General features: G+C 36.3%; 13 protein-coding genes. 11 read left to right on the forward strand and 2 right to left on the reverse strand.

Annotated elements, in window-relative coordinates; translation table 11 throughout:
- The first annotated feature begins 13 nt into the window (after positions 1 to 13).
- From PXG98_RS08010 to PXG98_RS08050, 9 genes are all read left to right on the forward strand, one after another.
- On the forward strand, positions 14 to 1285 hold the full coding sequence (locus PXG98_RS08010; protein WP_276390170.1) for an adenylosuccinate synthase: 1272 nt from the start codon (positions 14 to 16) through the stop codon (positions 1283 to 1285).
- Positions 1286 to 1401: 116 nt separating this feature from the next.
- Positions 1402 to 2466, forward strand: a complete 1065-nt coding sequence (locus PXG98_RS08015) for a 6-bladed beta-propeller (RefSeq protein ID WP_276390171.1) — start codon at positions 1402 to 1404, stop codon at positions 2464 to 2466.
- Between the two features lie 172 nt (positions 2467 to 2638).
- On the forward strand, positions 2639 to 4327 hold the full coding sequence (locus PXG98_RS08020) for an OstA-like protein (protein ID WP_276390172.1): 1689 nt from the start codon (positions 2639 to 2641) through the stop codon (positions 4325 to 4327).
- A gap of 8 nt (positions 4328 to 4335) precedes the next feature.
- Positions 4336 to 5508, forward strand: a complete 1173-nt coding sequence (locus PXG98_RS08025; protein ID WP_276390173.1) for an aspartate aminotransferase family protein — start codon at positions 4336 to 4338, stop codon at positions 5506 to 5508.
- A 104-nt stretch (positions 5509 to 5612) separates the two neighbouring features.
- Positions 5613 to 7013, forward strand: a complete 1401-nt coding sequence (locus PXG98_RS08030) for a tetratricopeptide repeat protein (protein WP_276390174.1) — start codon at positions 5613 to 5615, stop codon at positions 7011 to 7013.
- Positions 7014 to 7043: 30 nt separating this feature from the next.
- Positions 7044 to 7967: a polyprenyl-phosphate transporter gene (locus tag PXG98_RS08035; RefSeq protein WP_276390175.1), complete on the forward strand. Its 924-nt coding sequence runs from the start codon at positions 7044 to 7046 to the stop codon at positions 7965 to 7967.
- Positions 7968 to 7969: 2 nt separating this feature from the next.
- Complete coding sequence (locus PXG98_RS08040; RefSeq protein WP_276390177.1) at positions 7970 to 8989, forward strand: DUF368 domain-containing protein; 1020 nt, start codon at positions 7970 to 7972, stop codon at positions 8987 to 8989.
- Positions 8961 to 9713, forward strand: a complete 753-nt coding sequence (locus PXG98_RS08045) for a shikimate dehydrogenase family protein (protein ID WP_276390179.1) — start codon at positions 8961 to 8963, stop codon at positions 9711 to 9713. Before PXG98_RS08040 ends, PXG98_RS08045 begins: the two co-directional genes overlap by 29 nt.
- Positions 9714 to 9853: 140 nt before the next feature.
- Positions 9854 to 12085 carry a DUF349 domain-containing protein gene (locus PXG98_RS08050; protein ID WP_420909563.1) on the forward strand — a complete coding sequence of 744 codons (2232 nt, stop codon included), beginning with the start codon at positions 9854 to 9856 and terminating at the stop codon, positions 12083 to 12085.
- Positions 12086 to 12099: 14 nt separating this feature from the next.
- On the opposite strand, the gene PXG98_RS08055 is transcribed toward PXG98_RS08050, so the two are convergent.
- Positions 12100 to 12675: a 3-keto-disaccharide hydrolase gene (locus PXG98_RS08055; RefSeq protein ID WP_276390181.1), complete on the reverse strand. Its 576-nt coding sequence runs from the start codon at positions 12673 to 12675 to the stop codon at positions 12100 to 12102.
- A gap of 74 nt (positions 12676 to 12749) precedes the next feature.
- A complete protein-coding gene (locus PXG98_RS08060; RefSeq protein ID WP_276390182.1) occupies positions 12750 to 14960 on the reverse strand; it encodes a carbohydrate binding family 9 domain-containing protein in 2211 nt (736 codons plus the stop codon).
- A 246-nt stretch (positions 14961 to 15206) separates the two neighbouring features.
- Between PXG98_RS08060 and PXG98_RS08065 the strand changes: the two genes are divergently transcribed.
- Positions 15207 to 16091, forward strand: coding sequence for an alpha/beta hydrolase (locus tag PXG98_RS08065; protein WP_276390184.1), 885 nt, complete (start codon positions 15207 to 15209; stop codon positions 16089 to 16091).
- A 47-nt stretch (positions 16092 to 16138) separates the two neighbouring features.
- Positions 16139 to 16792, forward strand: a complete 654-nt coding sequence (locus tag PXG98_RS08070) for a GDSL-type esterase/lipase family protein (protein WP_276390186.1) — start codon at positions 16139 to 16141, stop codon at positions 16790 to 16792.
- Positions 16793 to 16795: the final 3 nt, after the last annotated feature.

A 16795-nucleotide genomic window follows, 5' to 3' on the forward strand; every position in this document is an offset into this window, starting at 1 on the left:
AATACGATATTTAATGGCCGTAGATTTGCTACTGGGTCTTCAATGGGGAGACGAAGGAAAAGGAAAAATTGTTGATGTACTTACCAAAGACTACAATATTATAGCCAGATTTCAAGGTGGCCCCAACGCAGGGCATACCTTAGAATTTGATGGAATAAAACATGTGTTACATACCATTCCTTCAGGTATTTTCCACGATAGCGCAACAAATGTAGTTGGTAATGGAGTTGTCATAGACCCTGTTATCTTTAAAAAAGAATTAGACAATCTTAAGAAGTTTAATTTAGATATAAAATCCAAATTACTTATTTCAAGAAAAGCGCATTTAATTCTACCTACACATCGCTTGCTAGACGCCGCCTCAGAAGCCTCCAAAGGAAAAGCCAAAATAGGCTCTACGCTTAAAGGAATTGGCCCTACTTATATGGACAAAACAGGCAGAAATGGTATGCGCATTGGAGATTTGGAACTCTCTAATTGGAAAGAAAAGTACCGGGCACTAGCCAACAAACACGAGGCAATGATCGACTATTATGACGTTGCCATAGAATATGATTTAAAAGAACTGGAGAACGACTTTTTTAAGGCTATCAAGGAACTAAAGGAATTGACATTTATCGATAGTGAGGAATATCTTTACCAAGCCCAGAAAAAAGATCAAAAAATACTTGCAGAGGGAGCTCAGGGGTCACTGTTGGATATAGACTTTGGCACCTATCCCTATGTTACCTCATCGAATACAACAGCTGCAGGTGCATGCACAGGATTAGGCATACCGCCAAATCAGATTGGAGAAGTCTACGGTATATTTAAAGCATATACCACCAGAGTTGGCAGCGGTCCATTCCCTACAGAACTTTTTGACAAAGTAGGTGCCAGAATGGGAAAAGTTGGGAATGAATTTGGCGCAACCACGGGAAGACCAAGACGTTGCGGATGGCTAGACCTTGTAGCTTTGAAATATGCGGTAAGAATAAACGGAGTTACCCAATTAATGATGATGAAGGCAGATGTATTAAGTGGTTTTGACAGCTTAAAAGTATGTACGGCCTACGATTATAAAGGAGATGAAGTAACTCATTTGCCTTTTAATATTGAAGCAGAAAACGTTAAACCGATTTACAAAGAACTAAAGGGTTGGTCTCAGGACTTAACCACTATGACAGATAAAACCCAGTTACCGGATACTCTAATGGATTATATCTCTTTTCTTGAGGAAGAATTAGAAGTACCCATTAAGATAGTTTCCGTAGGACCCGACAGAAAGCAAACTATTTTAAGATAAAAAGCTTTTTGTAAACATTTTCTCTTTTAAAAGAATCTCTTTTTAGAGCCTTTAAATTCTTATCTTTAAAGGTATTTATTCGCCTCCCTCCCCTAGGGCATACTAAAGAATTCTTTATGGAACCTGAATATTTTAAAAGAAGAAAATTCTTAAAAGACTCCTTGAGTTTAGGCCTTGGATCAATTGTTTTACCCCAAATAGCATTTTCGAAAAGGCACCCTCAAATTTATAATGATGGTGACTTAGTGGGTCATGGTGATTTTACCTACAAGGTAGATAAGTCATGGGCCCTGCAAGATCCTTCCAAAACACCAGTAAATGACTGCCACGAGATGGTTTTAGATAAAAAGGGTTTAATTTACATGACCACAACTGGAGAAACCAACAACAATATAATAGTCTATGATCGGAGTGGAAAGGTGTTAAACTCTTGGGGTAAAAACTTTAATGGAGCGCACGGCTTAACCTTATCACAAGAAGGCACAGAAGAGTTTTTATTTATAACCGACCCAGACGCTGGCAGGGTATATAAAACAACTTTGAAGGGAGATATACTTCTTACCCTAGACACGCCTAAAGAATTCTCTCATTACAATTCAGAAAAGCTTTATAAACCTACAGAAACTGCTATTGGACCTAAGGGGGACATTTATATTGCGGACGGATATGGGGAGAATTTTATTGTACAATACAGTTCTAAAGGGGAGTATATTAGACATTTTGGCGGCAAAGGTAAAGGAGATTCGAAATTTGATTGTTGCCATGGCATTACGCTAGATACGAGAGTTCCCAACTCTCCTACCCTTCTTATTACCTCCAGGGCCACACAAGAATTTAAAAGATTTACCCTAGAAGGGGAATTCATAGAATCTATCTCACTTCCAGGCTGTTCGGTTTGCAGACCTGTCTTAGATGGAGAATATTTATATTTTGCCGTAATTATTACGAATAGTTGGGAAAGCTATGATGGTATGCTGGCCGTTTTGGATAAAAACAATAAAGTAATTTCTTTTCCCGGTGGTACCGCACCTAAATATGAGAATGGTATTCTTAAAAAACCAATATACGACGGTAAGACTTTTTTGAATCCTCATGATGTATTGGTAGACAATGACCATAGTCTTTATGTACCCCAATGGAACTCTGGCAAGACATTCCCCATTAAATTAACTCGTGTATAAAAAGTGTCATGGGTATAAGCTGGTTTTAGGCTGCCTAAATAAAAAATCCCTTGCTAAGCTTAACTAAGTTGGTTGTTGCCTAAAAACATATAGGCAATAATTCCCAAAAGCAAGCCAATAACTATGCAGGGCTTACAAATTATCCTATTTTTGAATAAAATTTAAGGCCGTCATGAAACGACTTCAATTGGTAATTTTTATACTTGTTCTCGTGGAATTAAGCGCACAAGACGCCAATGATCAGGAACGACAAATAAACATTGTTTATGGGGCTAATTTCACTAAAGATGAAGTCCAATTTCCCGGAGCCTCTATTTTTAGTAAGGACGACAAACAAGTTCAATTTGAGCACCAAGGAGCGGATCTATGGTGTGATATTGCTATTTTTTATCAAAAGGAAAACAGACTAAAAGCTATAGGAAATATCCGTTTAAACCAAGGAGATTCTATACAGATGACCAGTGGTAAAATTAACTACGATGGGAATACTAAATTAGCGAAGGCCTGGGAAAACGTGGTCTTAAATAATTCGGACATGACCCTTCGCACAGATACTTTATATTTTAATCGTGAAAAGCAGGAGTCTTATTACAATAGCTCAGGGACAATCGTTGACACGGCTAATACTCTAACCAGCACTATTGGCCGGTATTATATGATTCCAAAAAAGTATCAATTTATTAATGATGTCTATATTAAAAACCCGGAATACACTATTGAATCTGAGCAATTAGATTATTACACTTCTTCTAGAAATGCCTATATGTATGGGCCTTCCACAATTACCGGAAAAACCTACAAAATTTATTGCGAGCGCGGTTTTTATGACACAACTATTGAAAGTGGTTATGGCATTAAAAACACTAGGATTGATTATAATAATAGAATAATTGAAGGAGATAGTGTTTATTTTGACAAGGCCACCGAATTTGCATCGGCAACCAATAATATCACGGTCACAGACACCATAAATAATGGAATTATACGAGCACATTATGCAGAAGTATTTAAGGCCAAAGATTCTCTCTTCGCAACTAAGAGGGCAGTCTCCATCAGTTTGGTAGAACAGGACTCCCTCTATATGCATGGGGATACGCTTATGCTTACGGGAAAACCCGAACAACGTATTTTACGAGCCTTTCGAAACGCAAAGTTTTATAAGACCGATTTAAGCGGAAAATGTGATTCTATTCATTTTGACCAGACAACAGGGATAACACAATTGATTACAGATCCCATTTTATGGAATTTAGAAAATCAAATGACAGGAGACAGTATCCATTTAATATCCGACTTAGAAACAGAAAAACTTGATTCTTTAAAAGTAATCAACAATGCCTTTATTATCTCCCAAGATACTATCGGAAAAACTGGTTTTAATCAGGCAAAAGGGAAAGATCTATTTGGAAAATTTATTGAAAATGAATTAAAGATAATTGATTTAGTGAAGAATACGGAGGTCATCTATTACATGTATAATGACGATGATGAACTCTTAGGAATTAACAAAACAATTTGCAGCTCGATCCGCCTACTTATGGCCGAAAATGATATTGAAGACATTACCTTCTACACGGAACCGGATGGTGATATTTTCCCAGAAAAAGACCTTCCAAAAAGTAGCCGAAAACTCAAAGGATTTATCTGGAGAGGAGAAGAAAGAATTCGAAAAAAAGAAGATATTTTTGACGAAGACGACAATAACATACAACTCGTCAAAATCAATGGAATTGACTTACCTATGGATTCTGAAGAAGTCCAAGATACAACTCCTGAAGAGCCCGGACCAATAAATTCGACTACTAAAAATGCAAAGGCAACAGAGGTAAAGAAGCCAGAAATTCGAAAAAAGACACCTTAGCTCGGACGATGGAAGATTTTTATAAATATCAGGCACAGACCACGCCCCATCCTCTAGCACTGGAAATTTCTCATGCGAAAGGCAGTTATATTTTTGATAAACAAGGTCTGGCACATTTAGATTTTATTGCAGGAGTATCTGCCTGCACACTAGGACATTGCCATCCAGGCATCGTAGAAGCAATTACAAATCAGGCGAACACCTACATGCATGTCATGGTATATGGGGAGTTTATTTGTTGGCCTGCCCTAGAATACGCCAAACTTTTAGCCTCAATACTGCCAGCACCCTTAGAAAACACCTATTTGGTAAATTCAGGCACAGAAGCTATGGAAGGTGCGATAAAACTAGCACGAAGATTTACAGGTCGTTCTGAATTAATTGCCGCAAAAAACGCCTATCATGGCAATACCATGGGAAGTCTTAGTTTAATGGATTTTGAAGAACGCAAAAAACCCTTTAAACCTTTGATTCCAAGCGTTAAACACCTTGAATTTAATTCAGAAGAAGATATATCCTTAATTTCAGAGCATACTGCCGCTGTTATATTAGAGACAATCCAAGGGGGAGCAGGATTTATTATACCCGAGATTGACTTCCTAAAAAAAGTAAAACAAAGGTGTATTGAGACCGGGGCATTACTAATTTTGGATGAAATTCAACCTGGTTTTGGCAGAACAGGGAAAATGTTCGCCTTTGAGCATTTTAAGGTGGTGCCCGATATACTGGTTATTGGTAAGGGGATGGCATCTGGCTTACCTGTCGGAGCATTCACCTCTTCGGTTGAAATAATGCATAGCCTTAAAGATTCCCCGAGTTTAGGACATATTACAACCTTTGGAGGTAACCCGCTAATTGCCGCCGCAGCTTTGGCCACCCTAAAAGAGTTATTAAAGGGATCCTATATAAAAGATGCTCTAGCCAAAGAGAAACTAATACGAAATAGACTTAAACATTCTAAAATAAAGGAAATTAGAGGTAAAGGTTTAATGCTTGCTTTAATCTTGGAAGATGAAGAAGTGGTTAATAGTGTCATAAAATATTGTGCCAAAAAAAAATTAATTCTATTTTGGCTGCTTTTTGAAAAAAAGGCGGTTCGTATAACCCCTCCGCTTACCATTAGTAATAAGGAAATACATTTGGGTTGTGACATAATCCTAGAAGCCCTAAACTCTGTTTAGCAATAATTTGTTAACTATTTTGTTAATAATAAAGACCCCATCACGAATTAAAAACTGTTTCAAAAAACTATTTTTAATTCCATAGAAAAATCAATATCGCTCTTATGGCGTTAGATCCTAACGAGAAACCAAGTCAACCAGTAATCAAATTTGAATCAATGCTTAAGACAGATGATGTCTATTTTTTTGATTCAGAAGATTTTCAAGATATTATTCATTATTATCTAAATAATGGTAAGATTTCTTTGGCAAAGAAGGCTATTTCAATAGGGTTACGGCAACATCCAGACGTTTTAGACTTAAAATTATTAGATATTGAAGTCCTTGTATTTGAGAACCAGCTAGATGTAGCTGAAAAACTCTTGGATGATCTTCAAATAATGGATAGTACCAACGAAGAAATCTATATTCAACGTGCTAACATCTATTCAAAGAAAGATAATCACGAAGCGGCCGTCGATATGCTTCAAAAAGCTCTAAACCTTACAGAGGACAATTTAGACATCTATTCTCTCTTGGGCATGGAGTACTTATTCATGGATAATTTTGAAAAAGCAAAACAGAATTTTATCCGATGTGTTTCTTTTGATGAAAGGGATTACTCTTCCTTATATAATGTGGTCTACTGCTTTGAATTTTTGGAGGATCACGAAGGAGCTATTTCATTTCTAAATGATTTTTTAGAGAGAAACCCATATTCCCAGGTTGCCTGGCATCAATTAGGGAAACAATATGTTTTCCTAGAAATGTTGCCTGAAGCCCTCGCGGCTTTTGATTTTGCAATTATAGCAGATGACTCTTTTATTGGGGCGTATTTTGAAAAAGGCAAGGTCCTTGAAAAAATGGGGAAACACAATGAGGCTATAGACAATTATGAGACCACAATAAAAATTGAAGACCCAACTTCTCATGCGTATTTACGTATTGGAAAATGCCATGAAAAACTTCAAAATGATGATCTTGCTAAGTTTTACTTTTATCAGACAGTTCACGAAGATCCACTATTAGACAAAGGCTGGTTAGCAATAACAGATTTTTACTATCGCAAAGAAAAATTTGATAAAGCACTATTTTATATAAACAAAGCAATAAATATCGACGGAGAAAATGCTTTATACTGGAAAAAATGCGCCAAGATTCATACTTCTTTAAAGAACTTTGATGAAGCCGATTTTTCTTTTAAACAAGCAGTAGACTTGGGAAATTATGAGCTAGACACTTGGATTCAATGGGCAGGAGTTGTGACCCAGAACGAAGATATTCCTTCAGCCATTCAAATATTATCACAAGGACTTGAATTCTATCCTGAAGAAGCCATAATTGAATACACACTTGCAGGGCTTTATCTTATGCTTAGTGACTCGGAACAAGCAAGAAATAGCCTTACCAATGCCCTCCGAATAAACATAGAACAACTGAGTTGTTTCGAACAGGCATATCCAGAATTTTACCAGTCTATATGGACCCAAAACATTATAGCCGATATTAAAAAGGCTTCAAAATAAAAGAACTACTTTTGTTTTTTTATTTTTAAAATGGGTCAGCGCAATCTACTTAACTACCTCATTATAGCTCTTAAGGGTATGGCTATGGGAGCCGCCGATGTTGTTCCCGGTGTATCAGGAGGTACCATTGCCTTTATATCCGGTATATACGAAGAGTTACTAAATTCTATTAATGCCTTAAACTTTTCTTTACTAAGTGTTTGGAAAAAAGAAGGTTTTAGAACGGTTTGGAAGCAAGTAAACGGAAACTTTCTTTTATCTCTTTTTGTTGGAATTGGAATTAGTATTTTTTCATTAGCCAAAGTATTAAGTTGGCTTTTAACCAACCAACCTATTCTCTTGTGGGCCTTCTTTTTTGGGTTGGTATTAGCTAGTGTGATTTTTGTTGCAAGGGCAATAGATAAATGGCAATTAAATACTATTACCGTTTTTATCCTTGGTGCATTACTAGCATTTTATATTACAACACTTCCGGTTTCTGATAATTCCGATAGCCTTCCATATCTGTTTCTCTCAGGAGCTTTAGCTGTATGTGCCATGATTTTGCCCGGTATTTCCGGAGCGTTTATTTTGGTATTATTAGGTTCTTATAAAACCATTTTAGACGCCGTTCATGAAAAAGATTTTTTAATTATATCCACTGTGGGCGTTGGAGCCGTAGTAGGTCTTCTTAGTTTTGCAAGACTACTTAAATGGATGTTTAACCGCTATAAAAATACCACCCTAGCACTGCTTACAGGGTTTATTTTAGGGTCTTTAAATAAAATCTGGCCTTGGAAAAAAGTATTACTCTTTAAAAATTTTGGTGATAAGATAATCCCGGTAAAGGAAGCAAATATTTTGCCTTCCAACTTTGAAGGAGATCCGCAGTTGCTCTATGCAGTCTTATTAGGGCTAGTCGGATTTTCACTTATTTTTATACTCGAAAATTTAGCAAAAAAAGAAGAAAAATAATAATGCATAAGCAAAGGACCCCCTTAGACAAAGTTTTTCTTGTGGTAAAAGGCTTAGGCATGGGAGCGGCCAATAAAGTACCAGGTGTATCTGGTGGGATTGTAGCCTTTGTGGCAGGTTTCTATGAAGAGTTTATATATTCCTTACAAAAGATCAATGCGAAAGCTTTTAAGTTGCTTCTAAATGGTCGTTTTAAGAGCTGCTACAGATATATAAATGGGCCATTCCTTTCCTTACTGATATTTGGAATGCTGGTGAGCTATTTTAGCGTTTCTAAACTCCTGGATTATTTCTTAGAACGAGAAGAATTGTTAGTTTGGTCTACCTTTTTTGGCATGATAATCGGGTCTATTTACTATATAGGGAAAGACTTTAAGCATTGGAATAAAGTAACCGTTATTTCTGGAGTAATTGGTCTAATGATTGGAATATCCTTAAGTTTCTTAAGTCCAGCAAAAGAGAACGACAATCTATTTTTTATCTTTTTATGTGGAATCATAAGTGTTTCCGGCATGACACTGCCTGGACTGTCTGGTTCTTTTATTCTGATTCTATTGGGAAATTACGTCTTACTCTTAGTTGATTCTGTAAACGCGTTGTACGATACTATTGCAGAAATACTAATTGGAGATTTTGGTTTTATAAATAATCCGGATAGAATACAGACGCTAAAAATTTTAACCGTTTTTACAATAGGTTCTTCGGTAGGATTAGTAACCTTATCCCATTTATTAGGATATGTTTTAAAGCATTACCGTTATGTTACTTCTGCGGTAATTATCGGTTTTATTACTGGATCCCTTGGAGTGGTATGGCCTTGGAAAAATCCTATTTATTTGTTGGACACTTCAGGAAAGGAGGCTTTGGACTCTAATGGAGCCAAAATTTTAGTTAATTACGAACGTTACTTTCCGGATTTAACCTTAGCAACAAATTGGTGGGCAGTATTTTATATTTTTATGGGAATAACCTTATTGGTGGTATTAGAATGGTATGGAAAAAAAAGAGCAGCAACAAAGTAAATTCGGGTTAATTGGTAGAAATATTAACTACTCCTTTTCAAAAACGTATTTCACCAAAAAATTTGGCAATCTTAGTCTGCAGGATTATTATTACGACAATTTCCATCTCGATGCTATTTCAGAATTACCCAATTTGCTTCGGGATAATCGAGGTCTCAAAGGGCTAAATGTTACCATACCCTATAAAGAAGAAGTTATTAAGTATTTAGACAGGCTCGATGAAGAAGCATCTAAAATTGGGGCAGTAAACACCATTCGTTTTACCCCATCTGGACTAAAAGGATACAATACAGATGCCTTTGGATTCAGAGAATCACTGCTTCCTCATTTAAAATCTGAACACCAAAAGGCTCTAATCTTAGGTACTGGAGGAGCTTCAAAGGCCATAGCATATGTTCTGGGTAAACTAAACATTACCTACACTTTTGTTTCTCGTAATCCGACAAAAGATCAATTAGCTTATACCGACTTAACAAAAGAGGTTATAGAGGCCAATAAACTTTGTATAAACTGTACCCCTCTAGGTACACATCCCAATATTTTAGACAAGCCTTCCCTTCCCTATGAATATTATGGCAAAGAACATCTATTATACGATTTAATATATAATCCTTCCAAGACCGCCTTTCTTTTAGAAGGTGAAAAGAGAGGGGCTACAATTATAAATGGACTCTCCATGCTAGAACTACAGGCCGAAAAGTCTTGGGAGATTTGGAATTTATAAACTACTAATTCTCCTCTTTTTCATTTCAAACCACCCCGTGGTTTAAAAGTAATTTTATTGATGCTTCGGACTAGTTTATGTACCTTTGTTAAGGATTAATACTCTCGTAGAATAGCGTATGTCTATTGAAATAATAAGAAATATTGGAAAATAAGGATCACAAACTGCAGCAAGCTGCAGAAGTAATAAAAAAGTCGGAAACTACGGAAGCTTCAAAAGTGGATGAGAAAAGCACCGAATTAAAAAAGGAGTTAGCTATAGCTGAGACTAAAAAGGTACAGGATACGAATTCCTTAGATAAAACAGCTAAGGAAGAAGTGGTAAAAACTACTCCTAAGACCTTAGCCACAGAAGACAAAAAACAAGAAAAGGAGGCCAAAGAATCATCAGCAAATGTGGAAGTAGTTGAAATAGAAAAAAAATCTGAGAAGCCTAATAGTATAAAAAAAGAGACGGCAGAAGAAGTTAAGGCAGAGTCGGAAGAGAAACAAGACGTAATTGATTCAGGAGTACAAGAAGAAATAGATGAATCCAATGCAGAAGATGCGGAGGATGAAGATAATCAAGAGAGGCATCATATTGCCATCTTAGACTACCATTCCATGTCCATGGAAAATTTAGTGGGTGAACTTCAAAAGCTAGTCAAAAACGAAAAGGTACAGGCTATAAAAAAACATGTAGATAGTATCAAATATGAATTCGACCAAAAGTTTACGGAATTTCTTGAGCACAAGAAGGATGAATTTGTTGAAAAAGGCGGTAATGAAATCGACTTTAGATATAATTCTGTAACCAAAAGACAGTTTAATGAGGTCTATTCGGAGTATCGTGAAAAAAGAAATGCCTATTATAAAAATTTAGAGCAAAACCTTCATGAGAATTTAAAAATTAGACAGGATCTCATAGAAGAGCTAAAAGGGCTTGTTAACATAGAAGAAGACATTAACACGACCTATAAAAATTTTAAAGGTATCCAGGAAAGATGGCGAAATGCGGGTTCTATTCCAAGAAATGCCTATAACGATGTTTGGAGAACGTATCACCATCACATAGAAATATTTTACGATTTTTTACATCTAAATAGGGAACTTCGCGACTTAGACTTTAAGCATAACTATGAAGAAAAACTGAAGTTGGTCATAAGAGCTGAGGCCTTAGCTGATGAAGAAGACTTAAATAAAGGTTTTAGAGAACTTCAAACACTGCATAAAGTTTGGAAGGAAGATATTGGACCGGTAGGAAAAGAACATCGAGAAGAGATTTGGGAACGCTTTAGCAATGCCACTAAGGTAATGCACCAACGAAGACAAGAGTATTTTAATACTCTGGAAAAAGTCTACGAAGAAAATCTTTTAAAAAAGCAGGAGATTATAGAGAATATCCTGTCTATAGGAGCTAAACCTGCAACAAGCCATAAGGCATTACAACAGCAAATTGCTCAAATTGAAAAACAAAGGGATCTTTTTTTTAAGGCGGGTAAAGTTCCTCAAAAAGTAAACGAAAAAACTTGGACAGAGTTTAAGGAGGCTGTTAGAAGTTTTAACAAGACAAAAAACAATTACTACAAAAATCTCAAAAAAGAGCAGCAGCTTAACTTTGAAAAGAAAAAAACTCTGTTAGCGAGAGCGGTAGAAATAAAAGATAGTGAAGATTGGGATTCAACGACGGAGGAACTAAAAAAAATTCAAAGAGAATGGAAAGCTATTGGGCATGTACCGCGAAAATACTCTGATAGCATATGGAATGAATTTAAGGCAGCTTGCAACCATTATTTTGATCGTTTTCACGCCTTAAAAAATAAGGCACACAAAGAAGAGTCAGACAATCTAAAAAAGAAAATGGTAAGTCTTGAAAAGCTAAAGTCTTTCAAATTATCCGGAGATAAGGAAAAGGATTTAATGGTAATAAAGAAACTGATTGACGAATGGAAAGCCAGTGGCAGAGTACCATATCATAAGAAAAATATCAATAGTAAGTTTAATGTTATTCTTGACGCAATTTTTAAGAAATTAGATGTTAGTTTACAAGAAGCCGAATTATTAAAATATGGCGATAAACTAAAAAAACTCGCTGGCTCCGATAATGAGAGCGCTTTGAGGAACGAACGAACTTTTATTAGAAGAAAAATTGAAGAGAGTTTATCGGAAATAAGACAATTAGAAAACAACCTGCAATTTTTTACAAATGTTTCCGAAGAAAATCCTATTGTTAAAGACGTAGTAAAAAAAATAGATCGACAAAAAGAAGCCTTGGCTACATGGAAGGCCAAATTAAAGAATTTGAATATCCTACAGCACAGTCTAACAAAAGAACAGATCGAGGAGGATACAGAATCCAAGTCGGACGAAGGTACAGAAGAAGAGACCTCCTAGTCTTTAATCTTTCGCTACTCTATATTTTTTAATTTTATATTCCGAAAGCGGATTCGCCCTGGTTCGGCAACCTGTAAGGCAATATAGCCTTCGACTAGCTCGTCGTTTAATATATCGGCAGTTAATTGATCGTTAATCCATGTCTTTATCTCGTTTCCATCGCATACAATTTTATAAGTATTCCATTTGCCAACCGTATTGACAAAAGTCAGAGGTTCTGTTCTAGTTACAATAGAACCCGTTCTGAATTTTTGATTCGGGTGAATATCCCAAATATTCATTTCATAGCAATCAGTATTAGAGATAACCGAATTTTTACATCGAACAAATACGCCAGAATTAACTAATTCATCGGGATAGAATTCAAGAGTAAGAACAAAGTTTGAAAAGGTGTTTTTAGTCATTACAAAACCTGTTGATCCCATAGATGTAGCTATAAGGACACCATTGTCATATTCCCAAGAAGGTTTTCCAGTAACCACCCAATCCTCCGAGCCTTCAATAAATATGGCCTTTCCCCCTTCAGAGCACGATGACAAAACCAGAAGGAACAAAAATATGAATTGATAGATATTGGACTTTTTAAACATGTAAACAAATTTTAAAAATTAAAAATACAATTCTTCGTTGTACTACTCAAATATTGAAACAACACAAAATACGGTTATTTTACCAGATCAAATATACGGGTATACTTAACTATAAAACTATGGTTAAGCGGATCGTTTTCTTGTAGGTTGTAATTATAGACCACAAAGAGACCTGTATTTGCTCTTTGCAGCCAACTAAACCTAAGATTTACAGCCCATAAATTATTTACCGTGTTATTTTGTACTAATCCCTGAACAAAGACATTGGGTTTAAACGAATAACTAAGTCTTGTACTGAAAATATTCTTAGTAAAATTTCCACCAGGCAAGTCGAAGTAATTGTATTGGTATCCTATATCTGTATTAAACTTCTCTCCTTTTCTAAGACTTAAGGTAGCACTATTTAGATACCTATGGCCACCAAAAGAACCGCCAAAAACCGATCTGAGATTTATGGAGATTGGTTTTGAGGCATTGGTAAAAAATACCAATTGACCTTCGGCATGTTTATATGTTCCTGGTTCCACAAATACGCCTTCATCTATCTCAAAAGGCACTAATAACCCTTCCGTCGTAAAGTTGATTCCCGTATGGAATTCCATTCCCGTTTTATACTCAAAATGATTATCAATATGCAAAAATCCAGTTTCTTGAAAACCATTAAAATCCCAATAGCCCCTATAGGCAACATGCGGTCTAAGCTCCAAAATTTTAGAATTTTCATTTTTAGGCCTGAGATGATACAACACTCTTCCTTCTGGCTTTTTAAAAGCAGAGCGGAGCAAGAACCCCACCTCAGGATTAAAACCCTGACCTACTTCCGTATATGCTCCTTGAAATTCCCAATTATCCCATATATAATCCGCTTGAAATTTAAATGAGTGTTCGTTTATTGTATCATTTGGCCCAGCAGTTTTCGCATAAAATCCCGATAACCTGGCCTTTGTTCCAAGGCCTAACTTCCCATCAATGGCGTAAGTGCGGTTATAATCATTTTTTGCCTCTAACCCCACTCGATTTATGAAAACTGCTCCTAAAGCGCTTCTTCCTTTAAACTCGTGATTCACCCTTGCCACAGAAAAGTTATTCTGTTGTATGCCTACCTCATCTACGTCATCCGTGAACATAGAGAGTATTCCAACATTGGTTCTATTTAGTTTTCCTGACATACGAGCCCCACCTATTATGGGAACAATATTTCCATCATCCCCTATTCCTATACGCCTGCTAAAGAAAAGGTCCACTTCTCCTGGGCTACCAACGGTAAACAATCCAGCATTCTCTAGGAAAAAGGGTCGTTTTTCAGGAAAAAACAAGTTAAACCGGTCTAAGTTCACCTGCTGATCATCCACTTCCACCTGGGCAAAATCTGTGTTATAGGTGAGGTCTAGTGTTAAACTAGGAGTTATACTATACTTAATGTCTCCTCCAATTTCAGGGGTAAATTCTGTTTCTGGATCAATCTCAGTATAGTCTTTGTCTAAACGTCCAAGTACATAAGGAATTAACTTTAAATTCCCTGGACTTTTAAGATCCAAATCTGTGAGTGTGCCGGCCAATGAAAGCCTGTTGATTGTAAAACCGATGGGAATAGGTGCCCAATACACAATCTCGTTTGTTTTTCTGATATTTCGTCGAAAATTAATACCCCAATCCTTTCCTGCTTGAAAACGAATGGTTCTGAGAGGAATTGCAAATTCGGCACTCCAGCCATAATTTGTAACTTTTGTCTTTACATTAAAAGCGGCATCCCAATTTAAATTAAACCCACCTATGGTTCCACCTTGTTGTCTGTTCGCATTAAAATTACCTTGTCCTTCATTATCAACCTGAGCATCGTACTCAATTCCTAAGGAATTGGTTCCGAAAACGAAACCGTTTTGACCATCTTTATACGTGTCAATAATAAAAATAAAAGCATCGGTATTATCTAAATTCGCATCTCTTCTGGGATCGGAAACTACCAGTTTATGTGGTTGAGAATCATAACATATTACAGAAAGGAAAAAAGTTTCCTTGGTATAAGCAATTCTAATCTCCGTTTTCTCTGAAGCCGGAAAACCAAAATTTGGTTGAAGTTGGGTAAAATCCCCAAATGGTATTACGTTTTGCCATACCGGATCTTCTAAGACCTCCCCATCTATAATGGGATCAACATCAATAATCACAGCGCTGGCAGTAGGTCTGTTTTCTTTGCTATACTCTTTATTCTTATCCTGACTATTTACAGACAAGCAAACAAAAAGTAAAAAGAATATTCCAAAGGAAACATTCTGAAAATTCATTTGGTTAGGTTGATTACGTATAGCTAAAGGTATAAATTTTTAATGGAAACCTAGGGAGGCTTGGCTACCCACAAAACAGTTTTTACACTTTTATTCTCACAAGTAAATCTAGCCCCTTTTTCTTCAAATATTGACTAGCCCGCCACAAATTTTAGTATAACAATTGAGTAGAATTTCAAAAGACAGATTCATTACTTAAATTAGCCTTAAATTACCTTTGTTTAGCTTTCTAATTCAACTAAAACTATGACTGCCAACAAAACAATAATACTTCTAATTACCCTACTGATGACTAGCACCGTGATTAACGCACAAGAAATAATTAATCTTCCTTTTGAACCTGCATCAGAGGTTGAATGGATTGGCAATGAAAAAAACTATTATTCTACCATTTGGGAAAATCAAGTTGTAACGAATGTATCTTCTCCAAGTATGCAGGTGTTTAGGCCAGAGCCATCAGTTGCAAACGGTACTTCCGTAATTATTGCCCCCGGAGGAGGCCTATATGCCCTTAGCATAGAAAGCGAAGGTAATGAAGTGGCTAAATGGCTTAACACAAAAGGGATTACGGCTTTTGTACTTAAATACAGGCTAGTTCCAACTGGGAAAGATGGTGTTGCCGAAATAACTAATGGAGGAGATGAAGTATTGAAGAAAGTAGCGCAAGTGCTTCCTTTATCGTATCAGGATGGACTTACCGCTTTGAACTTTGTAAGACAGAACGCACATAAGTGGCAGTTAGATTCAGAAAAAATAGGGTTTATGGGATTTAGCGCCGGCGGAGCAGTAGCAATGGGCGTAGCTTATAACTATAGCTTAGAGAATAGACCAAATTTTATTATACCCATATATCCCTGGACCACGGCAATGCCAGTGCAAGATTGCCCCACCGATGCACCTCCAATACTCATAGTTTGTGCTACGGACGATCCACTAAACCTAGCACCAGGAAGTATTGCCTTATATAACTCCTGGTTAGATGGAAAGAAGCCTGTTGGCCTTCATATGTATTCTAAAGGCGGACATGGCTTTGGAATGAAACAACAAGGACTTCCGTCAGACAAATGGATTTTGCGCACTTATGAATGGCTGCTTGCTGAAGGTCTAACGGAAGAAAGTAATTCTAATTAAAATATTCTTTTGAGGAAGTCCTGATTTAAAGTATCTTGCTGCGCATTATGCAAAGACTATTATTCTTTCTCTTCGTAATTGCAGCTTTTTGTGCTACTCCAGAAATTTATGCCCAGAGACTTTTTGATAAAGAAGTATTAAATATCCAAAAAAGATATGATAGCCTATGGGACTCTACTAAAAATACTATTGTCTTTACAGGAAGTTCTAGCATACGCATGTGGAAAGATGTACAAGAGCGTTTTCCAGAGCAACAAATTGTAAATTCAGGTTTTGGTGGTTCAGAAGCCACTGATTTGTATGAGTATTTAGAGGAATTGGTCCTAAATTTTAATCCTTCTAAAGTCTTTATTTATGAAGGTGACAACGATATCAACGCAGGAAAATCTTCTAAAGAAATTTTAAGGGTCACAGAAAGTATTCTAGATCGAATATTAGAACACAATCCAAAAACTGAAATTATACTTATTTCAGCTAAGCCAAGTATAGCCCGATGGCAATTAAAAAGGAAATACAGGAAATTCAATAGACGTCTGGCCAAATTGAGTGAAAGAAACAATCTAATTAACTTTGCAGATGTTTGGAGTCCAATGGTAGAAAATAAAAAAATCAAAAAAGATCTTTTTATTGAAGACGACCTACATATGAATGCCAAAGGTTATGAACTTTGGTACCACGTAATAAAAAACTATATTAAATAATCC

This window comes from Eudoraea chungangensis (genome assembly GCF_029360665.1).
In the GTDB taxonomy this organism is placed as follows: Bacteria; Bacteroidota; Bacteroidia; order Flavobacteriales; family Flavobacteriaceae; genus Eudoraea; species Eudoraea chungangensis.

Bases quoted from the DNA above. Each gene is read 5' to 3' on its own strand.
- PXG98_RS08045 (WP_276390179.1), top strand. From the start codon at position 8,961: ATGGAAAAAAAAGAGCAGCAACAAAGTAAATTCGGGTTAATTGGTAGA.
- PXG98_RS08030 (WP_276390174.1), top strand. From the start codon at position 5,613: ATGGCGTTAGATCCTAACGAGAAACCAAGTCAACCAGTAATCAAATTT.
- PXG98_RS08070 (WP_276390186.1), top strand. From the start codon at position 16,139: ATGCAAAGACTATTATTCTTTCTCTTCGTAATTGCAGCTTTTTGTGCT.
- PXG98_RS08040 (WP_276390177.1), top strand. From the start codon at position 7,970: ATGCATAAGCAAAGGACCCCCTTAGACAAAGTTTTTCTTGTGGTAAAA.
- PXG98_RS08015 (WP_276390171.1), top strand. From the start codon at position 1,402: ATGGAACCTGAATATTTTAAAAGAAGAAAATTCTTAAAAGACTCCTTG.
- PXG98_RS08065 (WP_276390184.1), top strand. From the start codon at position 15,207: ATGACTGCCAACAAAACAATAATACTTCTAATTACCCTACTGATGACT.
- PXG98_RS08035 (WP_276390175.1), top strand. From the start codon at position 7,044: ATGGGTCAGCGCAATCTACTTAACTACCTCATTATAGCTCTTAAGGGT.
- PXG98_RS08025 (WP_276390173.1), top strand. From the start codon at position 4,336: ATGGAAGATTTTTATAAATATCAGGCACAGACCACGCCCCATCCTCTA.
- PXG98_RS08060 (WP_276390182.1), bottom strand. From the start codon at position 14,960: ATGAATTTTCAGAATGTTTCCTTTGGAATATTCTTTTTACTTTTTGTT.
- PXG98_RS08020 (WP_276390172.1), top strand. From the start codon at position 2,639: ATGAAACGACTTCAATTGGTAATTTTTATACTTGTTCTCGTGGAATTA.
- PXG98_RS08055 (WP_276390181.1), bottom strand. From the start codon at position 12,675: ATGTTTAAAAAGTCCAATATCTATCAATTCATATTTTTGTTCCTTCTG.
- PXG98_RS08010 (WP_276390170.1), top strand. From the start codon at position 14: ATGGCCGTAGATTTGCTACTGGGTCTTCAATGGGGAGACGAAGGAAAA.